A 20175-nucleotide genomic window follows, 5' to 3' on the forward strand; every position below is an offset into this window, starting at 1 on the left:
AGTAAATTTGATTTAATAAACCCATGTTATATGAAGAAACTACTACTTTTTACATTATTGGTTTTTAATTTTGGCTTTTCTCAAGAAGACGCTTGGGTGTATTTTAATGATAAACCTGATGCCACTTATTATTTAGCGAATCCTTTACAAATGTTATCTCAAAGAGCATTAGACAGAAGAACTTCTCAAGGAATTATTTTGGATAATACCGATGTTCCTATTGCTCAAACGTATATAGACCAAGTTACTGCTTCAACTGGAATTACAGTTATGGCTAAATCAAAATGGTTAAATGCACTTCATGTTAGAGGAACTCAAGTGGATATTCAATTACTAACTAATTTGCCTTTTGTAAATCATATTCAGTTCGCAAATGCTAGTTTGAATTCTAGACATTCTAATACGATTCAAAAAACTACAGTAATACAACCTGTAAACAAACAATTAGAAGTTTTAACCGATTTTAACTACGGAGGTTCATCGAATCAAATTCAAATGTTAAATGGTCATTTTTTGCACCAACAAAATTATACGGGTCAAGGTAAGATGGTAGCTATTATGGATGCAGGTTTTCCTGGAGTAAATTCTGCAAGTCCATTCCAAAGATTACGTGATAATAATTTAATTTTAGGAGGTTATAATTTTCCAGACAGAAATACCTCTATTTATACAAGAAATTCTCATGGAACATCAGTATTGTCTTGCATGGCGGGATATGTTGATAATCAATTAGTAGGTACTGCTCCAGATGCACAATATTACTTATTCATAACTGAAGATGCAAATTCTGAAAATCCAGTAGAGGAATCGTATTGGGTAGAAGCAGCAGAAATGGCAGATAGTTTAGGAGTTGATGTAATTAATACTTCATTAGGTTATTTTGAATACGATAATCCAAATTATACCTATTCGTATTCAGATATGAACGGTATTAAAACATTTGCAGCAAGAGGTGCTGACAAAGCTTTTTCTAAAGGAATGATTTGCGTTACAAGCGCTGGGAATTCAGGAAATTCAGCAAATCCACATATAGCAACACCAGCTGATGCAATTACAACATTAACGGTTGGTGCTGTAGATGCAACTGAAAATTATGTTTCTTTTAGTTCTATTGGACCATCATTTGATGGAAGAGTTAAACCCGATGTTTGCGCAAAAGGTGCTGGTTCAACCGTTAGTAATTCTTCAGGAAGTATAACAACTGCTAATGGAACTTCTTTTTCTAGTCCTATTTTAGCCGGAATGGTAACTACCTTTTGGTCGGCTGTTCCAAATATGACAAATGCTCAAATCGTTCAATTTGTAAAACAATCGGCTGATTTGTATAATAATCCAACCATATATAAAGGATATGGTGTGCCCGATTTTCAATTGGCTTTAACCAATGCTTTATCAGCAAACAATTTTGAAAATGATATTATATTATTGTATCCAAATCCAGTTCAAGATAAAGTAACTATTGTTTTTTCAGATACCAATTTTTCTGGAAATCTTATTTTATTTAATAATATTGGACAACAAGTAGGATTTTTTGAGATTACTGAAACAAATGCATCCGTTAATTTAGAAAATTTGGCATCAGGTTTGTATTTTTACCAATTAAAAACAGCAAATAAAACAACTCAAGGAAAATTATTAAAATTATAATGAATAAAATTACCCAACTCTTCAATATAAAATATCCAATTATCCAAGGCGGAATGATTTGGAACAGTGGATACAAATTAGCGAGTGCCGTGAGTAATGCGGGCGGCTTAGGATTAATTGGAGCAGGATCAATGTATCCAGAAGTGTTAAGAGAGCACATCCAAAAATGCAAAAAAGCTACCGATAAACCTTTTGGAGTAAATGTTCCAATGTTATATCCAAACATTGAAGAAATCATGCAAATTTTAAAAGAAGAAGGCGTAAAAATTGTTTTTACATCGGCAGGAAATCCAAAAACTTGGACTCCGTTTTTAAAAGAAAATGGCATAACAGTTGTACATGTAGTTAGTAGTTCTAAATTCGCATTAAAAGCACAAGAAGCTGGAGTAGATGCAGTAGTTGCAGAAGGTTTTGAAGCCGGCGGACACAACGGGCGAGAGGAAACGACAACGTTAACCTTAATTCCAATGGTGCGCGAACAAATTTCAATTCCATTAATTGCTGCAGGAGGAATCGCAACAGGTAGAGGAATGCTAGCTGCCATGACTTTAGGAGCAGACGGCGTTCAAATGGGAAGTCGTTTTGCTGCTTCAACTGAAAGTTCTGCACATGATGAATTCAAAAGAACAATTGTGGAAACAGGAGAAGGTGATACGCAATTAACATTAAAAGAATTAGCTCCGGTTCGACTAATCAAAAATAAATTCTATAATGATGTTCAAGAATTGTACGCTAAATGTCCATCAAAAGAAGATTTAGAAGCATTATTAGGAAAAAGAAGAGCAAAAAGAGGTATGTTTGAAGGTGATTTAGTGGAAGGCGAATTAGAAATTGGTCAAATTGCGGGATTAATTCACGATATTTTGCCTGTTGAAACTATTGTTGATAATATCATTACCGAATTTAACATTGCTAAAAAAGAGGTAGCTACCTTTGAATTTTAAAAAAAACATCGAAATGAAAAGTTTAAAATATATACTAATTTTTTTGTTTTTTGCATCGGCAACGACTTATGCTCAAAAATATAATTTCAAAACTTCTGGTTATATGGTAAGCCAGAAAGATAATAAGGGAAATTGGAGCGATTGGTCTAAATTGCAAAAATCAGAGATGACGGTGCTGTTAGATATGGAAAGTCACCGAATTGTGGTTTATTCAGAAGTACTTCAGCTGTTTTCTATTATGAAATATGGAAACCAAGAAACGATTGGTGATGACGATGTGGTTAAATTCAATTGTGTGGATAACAATGGTGTAGAATGCGTTTTAGCTATTTACACCAGAAAGAAACAAGGTGGTAGAAATCAATTATACATTACATACGAAGATATGATTATTGCTTACAATATGACAGTTCTTGAAGATAAGCCCGCAAAGAAGAAATAATTCTAAACTATATTTAAAATGACTTTTTATTGAATGTAATAGAAAGTCATTTTTGTATTTATTAACATTCCATTTACATCAAAAACGTACTTTTGTATAAAATAGTTTTAAAATGAAAAAAGCCTTAGCCTTGTTAGTCGTTCTAGTTTCTTTTATAGGAACTGCGCAAGACAAACCAAAATTAGTTGTTGGAATCGTTGTTGATCAAATGAAAATGGAATATTTATACCGTTTCTCAAACGACTTTTCAGAAAATGGTTTCAAACGATTAATGAATCAAGGCTACACGTTTCATAACACGCATTACAACTATATGCCAACATACACCGCGCCTGGACATGCTTCAATTTATACAGGAACTACACCAGCTGTTCACGGAATTGTAGGTAACGAATGGTTCAATAAAGCGACTGGAAAAGAAATTTATTGTACCGATGATGCAACGGTTTCAACAATTGGAGATAATTCAGAGAAAGAAGGGAAAATGTCGCCAAGAAACTTGCAAAGTTCTACCATTACTGACGAATTGAAACTTTCAACTAATTTCAAAGGAAAAGTTATCGGAATCAGTATCAAAGATAGAGGAGCTATTTTGCCAGCTGGACATTTTGCAGATTGGGCTTTTTGGTACAGTAAAACTGGAGCTTTTATTTCGAGTACGTATTACGGAGAAAAACTTCCAGATTGGGCAACGCAATTCAATGCGGAGAAAAATTATTTGAAATATGTAACCAAAGGTTGGGATTTATTAAAACCAAAAGAAACGTACAACGAAAGTTTAACTGATAACAATCCATACGAAGGGAAATTGTATAAAAAAGCGCCGTTTATGCCTTACAATTTGCAAGATATGTATGATGCAAACGATGCTGGAATTCTTCGTTCAACACCTTTTGGAAATAATTTATTAGCCGATTTTGCAAAAAAAGCCATCGAAAGCGAAAATTTAGGAAAGGATAATATTACCGATTTCTTAGCAGTAAGTTTCTCTTCAACTGATTACATCGGACACGTTTTAGGTCCACGTTCGATTGAATTACAAGACACGTATTTGCGTTTGGACGAAACGATTGCTGATTTCTTGACTTACTTAGACAAAACGGTTGGAAAAGGAAATTACTTGGTTTTCTTAACGGCAGATCACGCTGGAGCGGAAAATGTAACGTATTTGAAAGACAATAAATACAAAGTTGATAACATCAATTATAAAAACATCCAGAAAGACTTAAAAGAGTTTTCAGAAACTACTTTTGGAGAAAACTTGGTATTGGATTACTCGAATTATAACGTGTTTTTTGATAAAGCAAAAGTAAAAGCAAAAGGCTTGAATTTACAAGAAGTAAAACAAACCTTCAAAGATTATTTACACAAACAAGACTACATCAAACGTGTTTATACTGAAGAAGAAATCACCAACGGAAATCCAAGCGATTATTATTTAGATTTCATTACAAAAGGTTACGACCCAACCCAAAACGGAGAACTCATTATGATTTTTAAACCAGGTTATGTAGAATATTCTTCAACCGGAACAACTCATGGTTCGCCTTATTCTTATGATACTCATGTTCCCTTAATTTTCTTTGGTTGGAACATCAAAAAAGGACTAACCCACGATAGAAAAGAAATCACACAAATTGCTCCAACTGTTACCCAAATGTTAAAAATTACCATGCCAAATAGTTCTGGTGGTAAAGTTTTGTTGGAGGTTTTAGAAAAATAACACAAAAGCATCAAACTAAAAATTTGATGCTTTTTTATTCGTGCTAATTCGTGAAATTCGAGTTATACCTCAATCATTACTTGATTTTTCAAAATATCATCAAACGTTTCGCGTTCTCTGATTAAGTGTCCTTTTCCGTCTTTCCATAGCACTTCTGCTGGTTTTAGTCGTGAGTTGTAGTTAGATGCCATTGAAAAGCAATAAGCGCCTGCGTTTCTAAAGCATAATATATCACCTTCGTGAATTTCAGTAATTCTTCGATTGCTAGCAAAAGTGTCGGTTTCGCAGATATAACCTACTACCGAGTAGTAACGCTCTTTTCCTTTTGGATTGGATATATTTTCAATATGATGTTGCGCACCATATAACATTGGACGTATCAAATGATTGAATCCTGAATCAATTCCAGCAAAAACAGTTGAAGTAGTTTGTTTTACTACATTTACTTTCGCTAAGAAATAACCAGCTTCGCTTACCAAGAATTTTCCAGGTTCAAAAGCTAAAGTTAACGGGCGACCATATTCTTTTTCGAAAGCTAAAAAGCGTTTTGTTAATTTTCTTCCAAATTCTTCTACATTGGTTTCGATATCCCCTTTTTTATATGGTACTTTAAATCCACTTCCAAAATCGATAAAATCTAACGCTGGGAAATTTTTAGCTGTTTCGAATAGGATTTCAGCTGCATATAAAAACACTTCTACATCTAAAATATCCGAACCCGTATGCATGTGAATGCCATTGATGTGCATTTTTGTATTTTCAATAATTCTCAAAATATGAGGCAATTGATGAATTGAAATCCCGAATTTACTATCAATATGTCCTACAGAAATATTAGCATTTCCACCTGCCATTACATGCGGATTAATTCGAATACAAACAGGAACATTCGGATGTTTCGTTCCAAATTGCTCTAAAATCGATAAATTATCAATGTTAATTTGCACACCTAATTGCGCTACTTCTTCAATTTCTTCCATCGAAACACCATTTGGAGTGTAAATGATATCTTTCGGCTCAACTCCTGCATGTAATCCCAATTGCACTTCTTGTAAAGAAACCGTATCCAATCCAGAACCCAAGCTTTTTAAGTATTTCAAAACAGAAACATTCGACAATGCTTTAACGGCATAATGCACCTTAAAACGTTCTACTTTGCTAAATGCATTTTGTAATCGGTTGTATTGAAAGGCAATTTTTTCCGCATCGTAAACATATAACGGACTCCCAAATTCTGTTGCTAATTGTTGTAATACTTCTGGTTTCATTTTTGATTTAATTTGATGCAAAATTAATTCAATATTTACTTTATGCAATTTTTAAAACAATTATTAACAAAATGTAACAAAATGTTTTATTTGTAACATTTGTGTTTTTTTGAAGTTGCAGTTTTAATAGGATTATGTATATCAAATTCCCAAATTAAACGAAAAAAAGTTAGTCCATTAAAAATTACTTTGCTATTTTTGTGGCACTTTTTTAAACAAGATAAACGCATAACAATTATGAACATACACGAATATCAGGGTAAAGAAATCCTAGCTAGTTATGGAGTACGTGTTCAACGTGGTATTGTTGCAAACAATCCAGTTGAGGCGGTAGCTGCAGCAAAACAATTAACTGCTGAAACAGGTACAAGTTGGTACGTAGTAAAAGCACAAATCCATGCTGGAGGTAGAGGAAAAGGTGGAGGAGTTAAGTTAGCTAAAAACTTAGACCAAGTAACTGAAATTTCTGAGCAAATCATCGGAATGCAGTTAATTACACCACAAACTCCACCAGAAGGAAAAACAGTTCACAAAGTATTAATTGCTGAGGACGTTTATTATCCTGGTGAAAGCGAAACTTCTGAATTCTATGTTTCTGTATTATTAAACAGAGCAACAGGACGTAACATGATTATGTATTCTACTGAAGGTGGAATGGATATCGAAGAAGTTGCTGAGCACACACCACACTTAATTTTCACAGAAGAAATTGATCCTGCTTACGGATTACAAGGTTTCCAAGCTAGAAAAATTGCTTTCAATTTAGGTTTATCTGGAGAAGCTTTCAAAGAAATGGTGAAATTTATCGATGCTTTATATAAAGCGTATATCGGTTCTGATTCATCAATGTTTGAAATCAACCCTGTATTAAAAACATCTGACAATAAAATCTTAGCAGTTGATGCTAAAGTAAATATCGACGATAACGCTTTATTCAGACAAGCAAAATATGCTGAAATGAGAGACGTTAGAGAAGAAAATCCAATCGAAGTGGAAGCTAAAGAAGTAGGATTAAACTACGTTGACTTAGATGGAACTGTAGGTTGTATGGTAAACGGAGCTGGTTTAGCAATGGCTACTATGGACTTAATTAAGTATGCAGGTTTTGAGCCAGCTAACTTCTTAGACGTAGGTGGAACTGCTGATGCGAAACGTGTGGAAACTGCTTTCCGTATCATCTTAAAAGATCCAAACGTAAAAGCTATTTTAATTAACATTTTTGGTGGAATCGTTCGTTGTGACCGTGTTGCTCAAGGTGTTGTTGATGCTTACAAAAACATGGGTGACGCTATTAAAGTGCCAATCATCGTTCGTTTACAAGGAACAAATGCAGAAATCGCTAAAGAATTAATCGATAATTCTGGTATGCCAATTTTATCTGCAGTACAATTCCAAGAAGCAGCTGACCAAGTAAAAGCAGCTTTATCTTAATCGAATTTAAAATTCAATCATAAAGAAACTCTCAGATTTATCTGGGAGTTTTTTGTTTTTAAGAGCTCAATATTTTTTAAACTTCAAAGGATTTCTTACATTAGCAATTCAATTAATAAATCATGATTTCAGAAGCGCAATTTCAAAAAGAATTAGAATTAATCATTAGCAATGCCATTCGCGAAGATGTTGGAGATGGCGACCATAGTTCGTTAGCTTGTATTCCAGTTTCAGCACAAGGAAAAGCGAAGTTATTAGTTAAAGATGAAGGGATTATCGCAGGAGTAGAATTCGCTAAAATGATTTTTCATTATGTAGATAAAGACATGAAAGTGGAAACTTTTATCAATGATGGTGAAAGAGTGAAACATGGTGATGTTGTTTTTCACGTTTCTGGAAGTTCACAATCTATTTTGAAAGCCGAACGTTTGGTTTTGAATTCAATGCAACGCATGAGCGCCATCGCAACGAAAACCAAAATGTTTGTTGATTTACTAGAAGGAACACAAACTAAAATTTTAGATACTAGAAAAACCACACCAGGAATTCGTGCTATTGAAAAATGGGCAGTAAAAATTGGTGGTGGTGAAAATCATCGTTTTGCGTTGTATGACATGATTATGTTGAAAGACAATCACAACGATTTTGCTGGAGGAATTCCGCAAGCGATTGCAAAGACTAAGCAATATTTAATCGATAATAATAAAGATTTAAAAATCATTGTTGAAGCCAGAAATTTAGACGAAGTGCAACAAATTTTAGATGCTGGCGGCGTTTACCGAATTTTATTAGACAATTTCGATTACGAAACTACGAAGAAAGCGGTAGCCATGATTGGAAATCAATCTTTGACAGAATCGTCAGGAAATATCAATGAAAAAACCATTCGTCATTATGCTGAATGTGGCGTCAATTATATTTCTTCAGGTGCTTTAACACATTCAGTTTACAATATGGATTTAAGCCTAAAAGCAATATAATGTATGTCAGAAGAAATAGAAAATAAACTCAATAAAATTCCTCTTGTAAGACAATTAGTTTCGCTTACAAAAGCCATAAAACTAAAAACGTTAGAAGGTTTATCGCTTTATGATATTTTAGAGCTTTATGTTTTGGGAATTTTCAAAGGTGCTTTTTCATATAGAGCGAGTGCCATTGCGTTCAGTTTCTTTATGGCGTTATTTCCTTTTGCTTTATTTATCTTGAATTTAATTCCGTTTATCCCTTTGGAAAATTTCCAAGCCGATTTTTTAGAGTTTGTGGAAGAAGGAGTTCCACCCAATACTTACGAAGCTATTGAAGCTATTTTGAAAGATATTATGGAAACTAGTCACCAAGGCTTACTTTCATCAGGTTTTATTTTGTCTATTTTGTTGATGACTAACGGAATTAATGCCATTTTAGGCGGATTTGAAATGTCGGCCCACATTACTATTACCAGAGGTTTTTTCAGACAATATTTTATTTCATTAGCCATTTCTTTAGTGTTGTCGATGATTTTGCTAATCACGGTTGCTGCGATTGTAGTTGCTGAAGTAATGATTCAAAAAATTAATATTCGAGGTTATGTAGCTGATGTTTCAGTTATTGAATGGAGCCGATACGGATTCATCCTTTTGATGATTTTGATTACAACTTCAATATTGTATAAATTTGGAACAAAAGAGACTTCCTCTATATCTTTTATAAGCTATGGTGCTGTTTTTACTACTATTTTAATTATTTTGTCCTCTTATATTTTTGGAATTTACGTAACTAAATTTGCTAAGTATAACGAGCTATATGGTTCAATTGGTACGCTTCTTGTATTAATGTTTTATATCTGGATTAATTGCATGGTTTTGTTATTAGGTTTCGAACTAAATGCAACTATTTCAAAATTGAAAAGAAAAAATTTATATATTTAACCAAACTAAAAAAAATAAATTATGAAAAAACAAGTTATTACATTTTTAATGTTGATTGCAACTGTGTTTACAGTAAATGCACAGAAAACAGTATCAGGAGTTAAGGTTGATGCTAAAATGAATTTAGAAGGTCAATCTTTAGTTTTAAATGGAGCTGGAACTCGTGTTAAAATGTTTATGGATATGTATGTTGGGGCTTTGTATTTAGAGAAAAAAAGTACAAATGCTTCTGAAATCATGAACAGCAAAGAAGGAGCAGCTATTAAATTAAACATTGTTTCTGGTTTGATTACTTCTGATAAAATGATATCGGCAATTAATGAAGGTTTTGAGAATTCTACAGGAAAGAAAACAGCTCCATTAAAAGCAAAAATCGATAAATTCAAAGGTTTCTTTAAAGAAGAAATTAAAAAAGGGGATGTTTTCATCATTATGAATGTTCCAAATGAAGGAGTTGTAGTTTATAAAAACGGAACTAAAAAAGGAAGTATCGACGGACACGATTTCAAAAAAGCTTTATTCGGAATTTGGTTGTGCGACAAACCTGCTGATAAAGATTTAAAAGATGAAATGTTAGGAAAATAATTCCAACTAAATAAAAAACTAAGCGTTCTCAATCGAGAGCGCTTTTTTTATGGATTAAACTTCCGTTTTATAATTTCAACTTTGAGGTTTTAACATCTTTTCTCTTTTTTCTTTTCTCTATTCTCTTTTTCAAACTATATTTGTTCTATGCTGTATTTTATCGAAGTCGTTTTACCTTTAGCGGTTTCTAAAACCTTTACTTATCAGGTTTCGGAAGCGGAATTTCACTACATTCAAATTGGAATGCGAGTGGCCGTTCCATTTGGAAAAACTAAGATTTTTACGGCTTTGGTATTAGATAAAACCAATATACCACCACAGTTATACGAAGCAAAAGAAATCCATCAAATTTTAGATGAAAAACCAGTTGTAAATTCACATCAAATCGAGCATTGGAAATGGATTGCGTCTTATTATATGTGTTCGTTAGGCGAGGTTTTTCGAAGTGCATTGCCTTCTGGTTATATTTTGGAAAGTGAAACCATTATTTCAGCTAAAGAAAATGTCGAAATTGATTCTAATGAACTTAAAGATGATGAATATCTAATTTTAGAAGCCTTAAAAAGTCAATCTTCGATTACAGTTCAAGAGGTGATTAAGATTTTAGGAAAGAAAACGGTTTTTCCAATTATTAATCGACTATTAGCAAAAGGCGCATTAGTATTACAAGAAGAAATTTCGGAGCAATACAAACCCAAGTTAGTTCGATATATCAGATTACAAGAAGAATTTCTACAACAAGAAAGATTAGCCGAATTATTAGAAGTTTTGTCCAAAGCCAAAAAGCAACGCGAGTTAGTTTTACATTATTTCCAATTACAAGCTCGAGAAAAAGCTCCTATTTCAGTAAAAAAACTCATTGAAACTTCAGGAAGTTCTGCTGCAATAGTAAAATCCTTGGTAGATAAAACGATTTTCGAAGAATATTATATTGCCCAAGATAGAGTAACTTTCGATAAAGATGATGATAGTCAATTCACGTTAAGTGAAGCCCAACAAGCCGCATTTGATAGTATTCAACAAAATTTCAAAACTTTTGACGTGAATTTATTACACGGTGTCACAGCTTCAGGTAAAACCGAAATTTACATCAAACTATTAGAGCAATATATTAAGGATGGCAAACAAGTGTTGTTTTTGTTACCAGAAATCGCTCTAACCACTCAATTAGTTCAACGATTAACAGCTTATTTCGGAAATGAAGTAGCCGTTTTTCATTCGAAATATACTAATAACGAACGCATTGAAGTTTGGAATCAAGTTTTAGAAAATTCGCCAAAAGCTAAAGTAGTGATTGGTGTGAGAAGCGCTCTGTTTCTTCCATTTTCAAATTTAGGATGTATTATTGTAGATGAAGAACACGAGCAAACCTTCAAACAACACGATCCTGCTCCAAGATATCATGCTCGTGATGCAGTTATAGTTTTAGCTAAGCAACATGGAGCGAAAGTGGTTTTAGGAAGTGCCACGCCAAGTTTGGAAACCTATTATAATGTACAATCTAAAAAATATGGGTTAACCGAATTAAAAGTGCGCTACGGAAATGTAGTATTACCTGAAATTCAATTGGTTGATTTAAAAGATAAGTATTTCAGAAAGAAAATGTCGGGACATTTTTCAGATGAATTATTGGAAGAAATCACGGAAACGTTATCGAAAGGAGAACAAGTTATTTTATTTCAAAACCGCAGAGGATTTTCGCCTTATGTGGAATGTATGACGTGTGGTCATGTGCCGCATTGCCCAAGTTGCGATGTGAGTTTGACGTATTACAAATTCAAAAACCAATTGCGTTGTCATTATTGTGGTCATTCGATTGCAAATCCTTCGCATTGTCATAGTTGTCAATCGGTAGATTTAACAACTAAAGGTTTTGGAACCGAACAAATTGAAATGGAATTGAAAACCCTTTTTCCAGAGAAAAATATCGGAAGAATGGATCAAGATACGACACGAGGAAAATTTGGCTTCGAAAAAATTATCGATTCCTTCAAAAATAGAGAAATTGATGTTTTGGTGGGAACGCAAATGTTAGCCAAAGGTTTAGATTTTGATAATGTAACTTTAGTTGGGATTTTAAATGCCGATAATTTATTGAATCAACCAAACTTCAGAGCCTACGAAAGAGCGTATCAAATGATGATGCAAGTTTCGGGTAGGGCAGGACGTTCAGAGAAAAAAGGAAAAGTGGTTATTCAGACGTATAATCCGTATCATAATACTATTCAACAAGTTTTGGATAATGATTATATGGGAATGTATAAAGAACAAATTTACGAACGTCAGAATTTCAAATATCCGCCATTCTTTAGATTAGTGAAACTTACGTTGAAACATCGCGATTTTGATAAATTGAAAGAAGGTTCAATGTGGTTGTATAATGTATTATCTCAAAATTTAGATATGCCTGTTTTGGGTCCAGAAGAACCAGCGATTAATAGAATTCGAAATGAATATATTCGAACGATTATGGTTAAAATTCCGGTTCAGAAGCATTTGGGTAATACCAAAAAAAATATTGCGAAAGTGCTTATGAGTTTTGAAGCAGTTCCGCAATATCGTGCTATTAAGGTAAAAGTAGATGTCGATGTGTATTAAGCGTTTTCGATAGCTTTTACAATTTCTTCTTTCTTATTACGACTTAAAGGTATTTTAGTGTTTCCAATTTCTGCAAACTTACTATTGAATTTCTCCACTCGGTCTAAATTAATAATGTATGATTTGTGTACACGAATGAATTTACCTTCTGGAAGTTCTTTTTCAAATCCCTTCATAGTTGATAACACCAAATGACTTTCATCGTCGGTAACTACTTTGATGTAATCTCCGTATGCTTCAATCCATTTAATTTTGGAAACATACACTTTTAGTTTCTTTAAATTACTTTTGATTACAATACTGTCTCCATGTTCCTCATGATTTTCATAACGTAAAGCATGAAGTTCTGTTGCTTTCTTTACTGCTTTATTGAAACGTTCTTTAGAAATAGGTTTTTGAAGAAAATCGGTTGCTTCATAATCAAAAGCTTTTACAGCGTAATCTGCCTTTGAGGTAATGAATATAATTTGTGGTTTGGTTTTTAGTCCGTCTAATAAGTCGAAACCGTTTATTAACGGCATTTCAATATCAAGGAATATAAGGTCGATTGTATTGTTATTGATACAATTCTTTGCCTCAAGAGCATTGGCAAAATCTCCTACTAAGTTTAATAATGTTGATTCGTTAACTAATTTTGTGATGGTAATTCTTTGAATAGCACTATCATCGACAACGATACAATTCAACTTCATGGGCATATATTTTTTATAGTTTGTTAAAAGTAGAACAATTATTACAAATACACAAGTTTTTTTAATAAAAATTAATAATGTGTTATACTTGTTATTTCAAATAAAAGTATTATTTTTGCACCCAATTTTATAACAATAAATATAAAGATTATGAATCATTATGAAACTGTTTTCATCTTGAATCCCGTTTTATCTGAGCAACAGGTAAAGGAAACAGTAAGCAAGTTTGAAGATTTTCTTACTTCTAAAGGGGCTGAGATGGTATCGAAAGAAGATTGGGGCTTAAAAAAATTAGCTTACGAAATTCAACACAAGAAAAGTGGATTTTACCACTTATTCGAATTCAAAGCGCCAGCTGAAATTATCCTTGCATTTGAAACTGAATTCCGTCGTGACGAGCGTGTTATGCGTTTCTTAACGGTGTCTTTAGACAAACATGCAATTTCTTGGGCAGAAAGAAGAAGAGCAAAATTAAAATCTAAAACAAACTAATCATGTCTACATTAGAGCAATCTGCAAAAGGGAAAAAAGACGGAGATATCAGATATCTTACGCCTTTAAACATAGATACAAACAAAACTAAAAAATACTGTCGTTTCAAAAAATCAGGTATTAAATATATCGATTACAAAGACGCAGACTTTTTATTGAAATTCGTTAACGAGCAAGGTAAAATTTTACCAAGACGTTTAACAGGTACTTCATTAAAATACCAAAGAAAAGTTTCTGTAGCTGTTAAAAGAGCTCGTCACTTAGCTTTAATGCCATACGTGGCCGATTTATTAAAATAATATTTAACAAATAGTTGTTGCTTCGCCGTAGGTGAGCTAACTTCTAATTAAAAGGACAACAACATGGAACTTATCTTAAAACAAGACGTTCAAAATTTAGGATTTAAAGACGATGTAGTAACTGTGAAAAACGGATACGGTCGTAACTATTTAATTCCTCAAGGTTTTGCTATTTTAGCAACTCCATCTGCTAAAAAAGTTTTAGCTGAAAACTTAAAGCAAAAAGCGCACAAAGAGGCTAAACTTGTTGCTGATGCAAAAGCTTTAGCTGAAGCTTTAAAAGCTTTAGAAATTAAAATTACTGCTAAAGCAGGTGGTGATAAATTGTTTGGTTCAGTTACTAGTGCTAACATCGTGGAAGCATTAGAAGCTAACGGTCATTCAATTGAGAAAAAATTCATCACTAGCGGTGTGGTAAAACGTGTAGGTAAATATACTGCATCAGTTAGATTACACAGAGATGTTATCGTTGAGTTACCATACGAAATCGTAGGTGAAAAAGCATAATTTTTCTCAAAATATAAAAAAGCTCCGATTTTATCGGAGCTTTTTTTTTATCTTTACTTTATGAAATACGCAAGATTAACTAAAGAACAATTAGAAGAATTACATCCTGAATTTATTAATTTTTTGGCAACACAATCTATTGATAAAATCGAGTGGGATGATATTAAAAAAAATCGTCCTCATGTAGCCGAACAAGAGATTGATGTTTTTTCCGATATGATTTGGGAAAAAGCATTAACGAATGTCACACATATTGATCATTTTTCTAAAAACTATATTTTTCTTTTTAAATGTATGCAAAATGCGGTTTTTTCATTTGTAATTAAGACCAATAATCCTCAAATTGACTTCGTTTCTGCTGATGGAATTCACTGGTTATCTGAAAATTTATTTTCCGATGAAGTAGAAATTACAAGAGGAAAGAAAGATTTGTTAGAAAACAGAAATGAATCTTTATTTGAAATCATCAAGCAAGGTGGGATCATTAGCAAAGGAGAATTGTTTACCAAATTAGACAGCTTAATCAATCAGTAAATATGAGCGTTTTAGATACTATTAAAAGTTTAAGAGACGAATTAAATCAGCATAATTACAACTATTATGTGTTGGATAAACCAACAATTTCTGATTTTGAATTTGATCAAAAGCTAAAACAATTACAAGATTTAGAAGCACTACATCCCGAATTTTTTGATGAAAATTCCCCAACTCAACGAGTAGGAGGAATGATTACGAAGAATTTTGAAACAGTGAAACATGAATATCGCATGTATTCGTTGGATAATTCGTATTCCATAGAAGATTTACAAGATTGGGAAACCCGAATTCAAAAGGTGTTAGGCGATGTTCCATTAGAATATACTTGCGAATTAAAATACGACGGAGCATCAATTAGTATTAGTTACGAAAATGGTCGTTTAGTTCGTGCAGTTACACGTGGCGATGGTTTTCAAGGCGATGATGTAACCAATAATATCAAAACTATAAAAGCAGTTCCAATTCATTTAAAAGGTGATTTTCCTGAAAAATTTGACATTCGAGGAGAAATCATTTTGCCGTTTGCCGGATTTGAAAAAATGAATCAAGAATTAATTGAAATTGGCGAAACTCCTTATTCAAATCCAAGAAATACCGCTTCAGGAAGTTTAAAATTACAAGACAGTGCTGAAGTTGCCAAACGTCCATTAGACTGTTTATTGTACTTTGTAATTGGAAATAATTTACCATTTAAAACCCAATTTGAAGGCTTACAAAAAGCAAGAGATTGGGGATTTAAAGTACCAACACAATCTAAATTAGCTAAAAATCTAAACGAAGTTTTTGAATACATCAATTATTGGGACAAACATCGTCATGATTTACCTTATGAGACAGATGGAGTGGTAATTAAAGTCAATAATTTACAGCATCAAGATGAATTAGGTTATACGGCAAAATCACCGCGTTGGGCGATGGCATATAAGTTTAAAGCCGAACAAGTAACTACTAAATTAAATTCGATTTCGTACCAAGTTGGGCGAACAGGAGCGATTACACCTGTCGCGAATTTAGAACCAGTGCAATTGGCAGGAACAATTGTAAAACGTGCTTCATTGCATAATGCTGACCAAATTGAAAAATTAGATATCCGAATTGGAGATGAAGTTTTTGTAGAAAAAGGTGGTGAAATTATTCCAAAGATTATTGCGGTTGCCAAAAGAGGAAATCAAGCGGAACCGACAAAATACATCACACATTGTCCGGAATGTCAAACAGAATTAGTTAGAAGTGAAGGTGAGGCGAATCATTTTTGTCCAAATTTTTATGGTTGTCCACCACAAATTATAGGAAGAATTCAACATTTCATTACTCGAAAAGCCATGGATATTGATGGTTTGGGCGGAGAAACTGTTGCTTTGTTATTCAATGCTGGTTTGGTTACCAATTATGCTGATTTGTTCGAACTGAAAAAAGAGCAAATCATTCCGTTGGAACGAATGGCTGAAAAATCAGCTGAGAATTTAATCAATGGAATTGAAAAATCGAAAACTATTCCTTTTGAACGTGTTTTATATGCTTTGGGAATTCGATATGTAGGTGAAACAGTTGCGAAAAAACTAGCAAAACATTACAAATCAATTGATGCAATTGCACAAGCGAGTATGATGGATTTGATCTTAGTTGATGAGATTGGCGATAAAATCGCACAGAGTGTCGTGCAATTCTTTGAAAATCAAGAAAATATTCGTATTATTGATAGGCTTAAGAGTTATGGAGTACAATTAGAATCAGGTGAAGATGATGTTTTACTTTCTGAAAAGTTAAAAGGAAAAACCTTTGTAGTATCAGGAGTTTTTGAAATTTATTCGAGAGACGAACTGAAAAAATCCATTGAAGATAATGGCGGAAAAGTTGGAAGTTCTATTTCATCAAAAACCGATTATGTAATTGCAGGAGATAATATGGGGCCTTCGAAACTTGAAAAAGCGAATCAACTAAAAATTGCTATAATTTCTGAAATTGATTTCAAACACATGATAGATGATTAAAGTAAATTCGGCGTTAATACTTTATTTTACTGCATTTGTAATTTATATAATAGCGGTATTTATAGATAGTGATAATTTAGAACTTTTTAGTAAGCCAATAATTATCCCGTCGATTTATTATTTTTATTATATAAGTGTAAGAGGTAAAATTGATTACTTGTTTTCTTTTTCTGTATTATCTTTTTTTATTGGTGAAATTTTGCATTTAATCAGTAAAGATGAGTTTTATGTTTCTGGACTTATTTTTCTATTAATTCCCTATTTTATCATACTGTTTTTTCTTGTTCAAGATTTGATTTATTATTTAAAAAAAGGTAAAATAAATCTGAATACTTTTTCATTCTATATCATTCTAATGCTATTAGTTTATCTTTTTTTTAATGTATTAATGATGGTTTTTGAAGAGGATAATTTTGAGTTTTTTATATATGCATTATATGGTGTTTCCCTCTTATTTATGGGGGTTTTGACTTTTGTGATGCAAATAAATTTTACAAATCGAACTATTTTATATTCAGGTTTAATGGTAATTAGTTTCATTATGTCTGATTTGTTTTTTGTTTTTCATAAAAAACTTCCAGATTTAATAGCTTTAAAAATTATAAATGTTAGTACTCAAGAACTTTCGTTCTTCTGCTATATAAGTTATTTTATTTACAGAACTAAATTTAAGCTCTATGGTAAAAGAAATATTCAAAACTGAAAAAGATATTGATGGTAGAGCAAGTGCAGCGTTATATGTTTACTTTATAGCATATTTATGTTATTTGTTTTTTTATAGGATTTATGATGATGCAGACATTGCATTAATTTTTAAACCTATTATTGTTCCGAGTATAGCTTTTGCCTATTTTTTTATTACAAAATCAACGAGAATATATCTTAACTTATTTTTGTTCTTAGTTATTTTCTTGGCAGATAACTTAGTTTTATTGGAAGAAAGAGATATTAAAGTTATTTCAACTTTTTTATATTTAATTGCTATCGGAATTTTATTTGATTATGTTGTGGCTGATTCTAGAATCCTTAAAAGAAATTACTTTTTAAAAGAAAATTTTAAATATTTTACAACAGTTTATTTCTTTTTGATTGTTTTGTATAAAATATTAAGTGTGTATTTAAATATCGAATTCAAAGAGTTTTTTGTGGTAATTGGATATATTGTAATGTTTTTATTAGTTTTGTTATTAAGTATTTACAATGCCTTACGATTTAAATCTATTGCTTCCCGATTTTTATTGTTAACAATAATTTGTTTGTTTTTTTCGGATGTTTTTATTACATTAAATAAATATTACAGTAAAAATGACTCGTTTATTTACATTTCTTGTATCATCGAAATTCCAACCTATTATTTTCTTCTGAAATATTTATTACACAGAGAAAAGTAATTACACAATAATATTCTTTGTTTGATTGTGATGCAATTTATCGTTAGATAAGTAGAAATCAATTCGTCCTAAATTTACTCCAAAACATCCTACTTGATTAATCAAAACTTCTTTTCCTTCACTATTTTTTTCAATAAAGGGTTTGTCTAAGAAAGTATGCGTGTGACCACCAATAATTAAATCGATATTTTTTGTTTTTTGTGCCAAAATGATATCGCTAGGTTTTTCAGGTTCGTCTTTGTATTTGAATCCTAAATGTGATAAGCAAATTACCAAATCACATTTCTTTTCTTCTTTTAGAATTCGCGTCATGTCTTGTGCTACTTCAATTGGATTGTTGTAAACCGTTTCTTTGTAAAGTTTCTTGTCAACAAGTCCGTCTAATTGAACGCCTAATCCGAAAATTCCAATCTTAATCCCGTCTTTAAAAATGATTTTATAAGGTTTTACAATACCATTCAAAACGGTGTTTTTAAAATCGTAATTAGCAGATACAAAATCGAACTTTGCATGAGGTAATTGAGCATAAAAACCATCAATTCCGTTATCAAAATCGTGATTTCCCATCGTCGCTAAATCGTATTGCATCATACTCATTAGTTTGAATTCCAATTCGCCACCATAATAATTGAAGTATGGAGTTCCTTGAAAAATATCACCAGCATCTAATAAAAGCACATTTTTTTCTTCTTTTCGGATGCTTTCAATGATAGCAGCTCTTCTGGCAGCGCCACCCATATTTGGATTTTTTGGATGGTCAGCTGGAAATGGATCGATATGACTGTGCGTATCATTCGTATGTAAAATGGTGATTTTTTTGGTGTCAACAGTAGAAAAACTACTTAAACTCACTCCTGATAAACCAAGTAAAGCCGAACTCGCAGCTGTTTTTTGGATAAAATCTCTTCTCTTCATAGCCCTAAGTTTATTCTAAAATTATTTTTTCTGTTGTAATATTCGGAATTGTGTCTACTTTCTTGAAATAATCAATCATCATATTTCTAAGCTTGTATTCCATGTCAAATTTGATTTTACTTTCTTTAAAAAACGTCATATTATCGCCTCCATTTGCCAAATAATCAGAAGTGCCTACATAATAGATTCGATTTTCATCCAATGGTTGATTGTTGATTTCAATCTTATTAATTACTGAAGTTGACTTATCAATGTAAATTTTCATTCCGTATAACGGATGTGGTTTCTTTTCTTTTATAATGTATTCGGCTAACGTTTTGATTTCTTTTCCAGTAAGACCAACTATAATTAAACTATTTTCAAATGGCATAACTTCAAAAGCTGTTCTTGTAGTTACATCACCTTTTGGAATTACAGCTCTGATACCGCCGTGATTAAGCAAACAAACATCAATTGTTTTATTTTCACTTTTCTGAAAAACCGGATTTCCAAGTTCGAAAGTAATTTCGGCTAATAAATTTCCGATATTCGATTGCCATATTCCCTTGCTTTTGTCTTGTGTTTCTGGACAGTAAGCTAATACGCTGTTTAAATCTTTATTGATGTTATCACTGTATGGTTTTACATAAGTCGCAATGGCTTCGTTTTCGCCTTTTTCATTGGTAACACCTATTTTTTTTCCTTCAATTTTAGTAGTTTGATAGGAATAGGTAGATTTACAAGATATAAAGAGATTAAATGTTAATAATATAACAAAAAAACCAAAAGATATCGTATTCTTTTTTACATTTACATACATAACAAAA

20 protein-coding genes are annotated in these 20175 nt (G+C 32.2%); 16 read left to right on the forward strand and 4 right to left on the reverse strand.

The features are described from left to right. Nucleotides 1-30: 30 nt before the first annotated feature. The 4 genes from IM755_RS09350 (at nt 31) to pafA (ending at nt 4756) form a co-directional block, all read left to right on the forward strand. Entirely contained in the window at nt 31-1647 is a 1617-nt protein-coding gene (locus tag IM755_RS09350; RefSeq protein ID WP_194096130.1) for a S8 family serine peptidase, read from the forward strand. Beyond that, complete coding sequence (locus IM755_RS09355; RefSeq protein ID WP_026726613.1) at nt 1647-2591, forward strand: NAD(P)H-dependent flavin oxidoreductase; 945 nt, start codon at nt 1647-1649, stop codon at nt 2589-2591. The genes IM755_RS09350 and IM755_RS09355 overlap by 1 nt, the downstream gene beginning before the upstream one ends. Nucleotides 2592-2604: 13 nt before the next feature. Then, the gene (locus tag IM755_RS09360; RefSeq protein WP_194096132.1) at nt 2605-3033 is read left to right on the forward strand and encodes a hypothetical protein; all 429 of its coding nucleotides are present in this window, start codon (nt 2605-2607) and stop codon (nt 3031-3033) included. A 112-nt stretch (nt 3034-3145) separates the two neighbouring features. Next, on the forward strand, nt 3146-4756 hold the full coding sequence (pafA, locus tag IM755_RS09365; protein WP_194096134.1) for an alkaline phosphatase PafA: 1611 nt from the start codon (nt 3146-3148) through the stop codon (nt 4754-4756). 62 nt (nt 4757-4818) lie between these two features. Here the strand turns inward: pafA and lysA are convergent, their stop codons facing one another. Then, entirely contained in the window at nt 4819-6024 is a 1206-nt protein-coding gene (gene lysA / locus IM755_RS09370; RefSeq protein ID WP_194096136.1) for a diaminopimelate decarboxylase, read from the reverse strand. A gap of 237 nt (nt 6025-6261) precedes the next feature. Between lysA and sucC the strand changes: the two genes are divergently transcribed. From sucC to priA, 5 genes are all read left to right on the forward strand, one after another. Further along, nucleotides 6262-7455 carry an ADP-forming succinate--CoA ligase subunit beta gene (gene sucC / locus IM755_RS09375; RefSeq protein ID WP_026726609.1) on the forward strand — a complete coding sequence of 398 codons (1194 nt, stop codon included), beginning with the start codon at nt 6262-6264 and terminating at the stop codon, nt 7453-7455. 122 nt (nt 7456-7577) lie between these two features. Beyond that, nucleotides 7578-8435, forward strand: a complete 858-nt coding sequence (nadC, locus tag IM755_RS09380) for a carboxylating nicotinate-nucleotide diphosphorylase (RefSeq protein ID WP_194096138.1) — start codon at nt 7578-7580, stop codon at nt 8433-8435. A 3-nt stretch (nt 8436-8438) separates the two neighbouring features. Beyond that, nucleotides 8439-9362: a YihY/virulence factor BrkB family protein gene (locus IM755_RS09385; RefSeq protein ID WP_194096140.1), complete on the forward strand. Its 924-nt coding sequence runs from the start codon at nt 8439-8441 to the stop codon at nt 9360-9362. A 21-nt stretch (nt 9363-9383) separates the two neighbouring features. Beyond that, nucleotides 9384-9947, forward strand: coding sequence for a chalcone isomerase family protein (locus IM755_RS09390; protein WP_194096142.1), 564 nt, complete (start codon nt 9384-9386; stop codon nt 9945-9947). Between the two features lie 147 nt (nt 9948-10094). Next, entirely contained in the window at nt 10095-12545 is a 2451-nt protein-coding gene (priA, locus tag IM755_RS09395; RefSeq protein WP_194096144.1) for a replication restart helicase PriA, read from the forward strand. Here the strand turns inward: priA and IM755_RS09400 are convergent. After that, nucleotides 12542-13237, reverse strand: coding sequence for a LytR/AlgR family response regulator transcription factor (locus IM755_RS09400; RefSeq protein ID WP_194096146.1), 696 nt, complete (start codon nt 13235-13237; stop codon nt 12542-12544). The two genes, priA and IM755_RS09400, sit on opposite strands and share 4 nt — an antisense overlap. A gap of 150 nt (nt 13238-13387) precedes the next feature. On the opposite strand from IM755_RS09400, the gene rpsF reads away from it, so the two are divergent. The 7 genes from rpsF to IM755_RS09435 all read left to right on the forward strand — a co-directional run bounded on the left by rpsF (nt 13388) and on the right by IM755_RS09435 (nt 18454). Then, nucleotides 13388-13729 (forward strand): 30S ribosomal protein S6, encoded by a 342-nt coding sequence (gene rpsF / locus IM755_RS09405; RefSeq protein WP_194096148.1) that lies wholly within the window; start codon nt 13388-13390, stop codon nt 13727-13729. Between the two features lie 2 nt (nt 13730-13731). Continuing rightward, the gene (gene rpsR / locus IM755_RS09410) at nt 13732-14028 is read left to right on the forward strand and encodes a 30S ribosomal protein S18 (RefSeq protein ID WP_008253655.1); all 297 of its coding nucleotides are present in this window, start codon (nt 13732-13734) and stop codon (nt 14026-14028) included. 63 nt (nt 14029-14091) lie between these two features. Then, nucleotides 14092-14535 (forward strand): 50S ribosomal protein L9, encoded by a 444-nt coding sequence (gene rplI, locus IM755_RS09415; protein WP_194096150.1) that lies wholly within the window; start codon nt 14092-14094, stop codon nt 14533-14535. 60 nt (nt 14536-14595) lie between these two features. Next, nucleotides 14596-15069 (forward strand): DUF6495 family protein, encoded by a 474-nt coding sequence (locus tag IM755_RS09420; RefSeq protein WP_194096152.1) that lies wholly within the window; start codon nt 14596-14598, stop codon nt 15067-15069. A 2-nt stretch (nt 15070-15071) separates the two neighbouring features. Continuing rightward, nucleotides 15072-17063: an NAD-dependent DNA ligase LigA gene (ligA, locus tag IM755_RS09425; RefSeq protein ID WP_194096154.1), complete on the forward strand. Its 1992-nt coding sequence runs from the start codon at nt 15072-15074 to the stop codon at nt 17061-17063. Beyond that, on the forward strand, nt 17056-17766 hold the full coding sequence (locus tag IM755_RS09430; RefSeq protein WP_194096156.1) for a hypothetical protein: 711 nt from the start codon (nt 17056-17058) through the stop codon (nt 17764-17766). Before ligA ends, IM755_RS09430 begins: the two co-directional genes overlap by 8 nt. Then, nucleotides 17741-18454, forward strand: a complete 714-nt coding sequence (locus tag IM755_RS09435; RefSeq protein ID WP_194096158.1) for a hypothetical protein — start codon at nt 17741-17743, stop codon at nt 18452-18454. The genes IM755_RS09430 and IM755_RS09435 overlap by 26 nt, the downstream gene beginning before the upstream one ends. Here IM755_RS09435 and IM755_RS09440 read toward each other — a convergent pair whose 3' ends face one another. Then, entirely contained in the window at nt 18455-19369 is a 915-nt protein-coding gene (locus tag IM755_RS09440; RefSeq protein ID WP_194096160.1) for a bifunctional metallophosphatase/5'-nucleotidase, read from the reverse strand. A 10-nt stretch (nt 19370-19379) separates the two neighbouring features. Further along, the gene (locus IM755_RS09445) at nt 19380-20168 is read right to left on the reverse strand and encodes a 5'-nucleotidase C-terminal domain-containing protein (protein ID WP_194096162.1); all 789 of its coding nucleotides are present in this window, start codon (nt 20166-20168) and stop codon (nt 19380-19382) included. Nucleotides 20169-20175 lie beyond the last annotated feature (7 nt).

The organism is Flavobacterium proteolyticum (assembly GCF_015223105.1).
GTDB classification, from domain to species: Bacteria; Bacteroidota; Bacteroidia; order Flavobacteriales; family Flavobacteriaceae; genus Flavobacterium; species Flavobacterium proteolyticum.

Bases quoted from the DNA above. Each gene is read 5' to 3' on its own strand.
- IM755_RS09350 (WP_194096130.1), top strand. From the start codon at position 31: ATGAAGAAACTACTACTTTTTACATTATTGGTTTTTAATTTTGGCTTT.
- IM755_RS09355 (WP_026726613.1), top strand. From the start codon at position 1,647: ATGAATAAAATTACCCAACTCTTCAATATAAAATATCCAATTATCCAA.
- IM755_RS09360 (WP_194096132.1), top strand. From the start codon at position 2,605: ATGAAAAGTTTAAAATATATACTAATTTTTTTGTTTTTTGCATCGGCA.
- pafA (WP_194096134.1), top strand. From the start codon at position 3,146: ATGAAAAAAGCCTTAGCCTTGTTAGTCGTTCTAGTTTCTTTTATAGGA.
- lysA (WP_194096136.1), bottom strand. From the start codon at position 6,024: ATGAAACCAGAAGTATTACAACAATTAGCAACAGAATTTGGGAGTCCG.
- sucC (WP_026726609.1), top strand. From the start codon at position 6,262: ATGAACATACACGAATATCAGGGTAAAGAAATCCTAGCTAGTTATGGA.
- nadC (WP_194096138.1), top strand. From the start codon at position 7,578: ATGATTTCAGAAGCGCAATTTCAAAAAGAATTAGAATTAATCATTAGC.
- IM755_RS09385 (WP_194096140.1), top strand. From the start codon at position 8,439: ATGTCAGAAGAAATAGAAAATAAACTCAATAAAATTCCTCTTGTAAGA.
- IM755_RS09390 (WP_194096142.1), top strand. From the start codon at position 9,384: ATGAAAAAACAAGTTATTACATTTTTAATGTTGATTGCAACTGTGTTT.
- priA (WP_194096144.1), top strand. From the start codon at position 10,095: ATGCTGTATTTTATCGAAGTCGTTTTACCTTTAGCGGTTTCTAAAACC.
- IM755_RS09400 (WP_194096146.1), bottom strand. From the start codon at position 13,237: ATGAAGTTGAATTGTATCGTTGTCGATGATAGTGCTATTCAAAGAATT.
- rpsF (WP_194096148.1), top strand. From the start codon at position 13,388: ATGAATCATTATGAAACTGTTTTCATCTTGAATCCCGTTTTATCTGAG.
- rpsR (WP_008253655.1), top strand. From the start codon at position 13,732: ATGTCTACATTAGAGCAATCTGCAAAAGGGAAAAAAGACGGAGATATC.
- rplI (WP_194096150.1), top strand. From the start codon at position 14,092: ATGGAACTTATCTTAAAACAAGACGTTCAAAATTTAGGATTTAAAGAC.
- IM755_RS09420 (WP_194096152.1), top strand. From the start codon at position 14,596: ATGAAATACGCAAGATTAACTAAAGAACAATTAGAAGAATTACATCCT.
- ligA (WP_194096154.1), top strand. From the start codon at position 15,072: ATGAGCGTTTTAGATACTATTAAAAGTTTAAGAGACGAATTAAATCAG.
- IM755_RS09430 (WP_194096156.1), top strand. From the start codon at position 17,056: ATGATTAAAGTAAATTCGGCGTTAATACTTTATTTTACTGCATTTGTA.
- IM755_RS09435 (WP_194096158.1), top strand. From the start codon at position 17,741: ATGGTAAAAGAAATATTCAAAACTGAAAAAGATATTGATGGTAGAGCA.
- IM755_RS09440 (WP_194096160.1), bottom strand. From the start codon at position 19,369: ATGAAGAGAAGAGATTTTATCCAAAAAACAGCTGCGAGTTCGGCTTTA.
- IM755_RS09445 (WP_194096162.1), bottom strand. From the start codon at position 20,168: ATGTATGTAAATGTAAAAAAGAATACGATATCTTTTGGTTTTTTTGTT.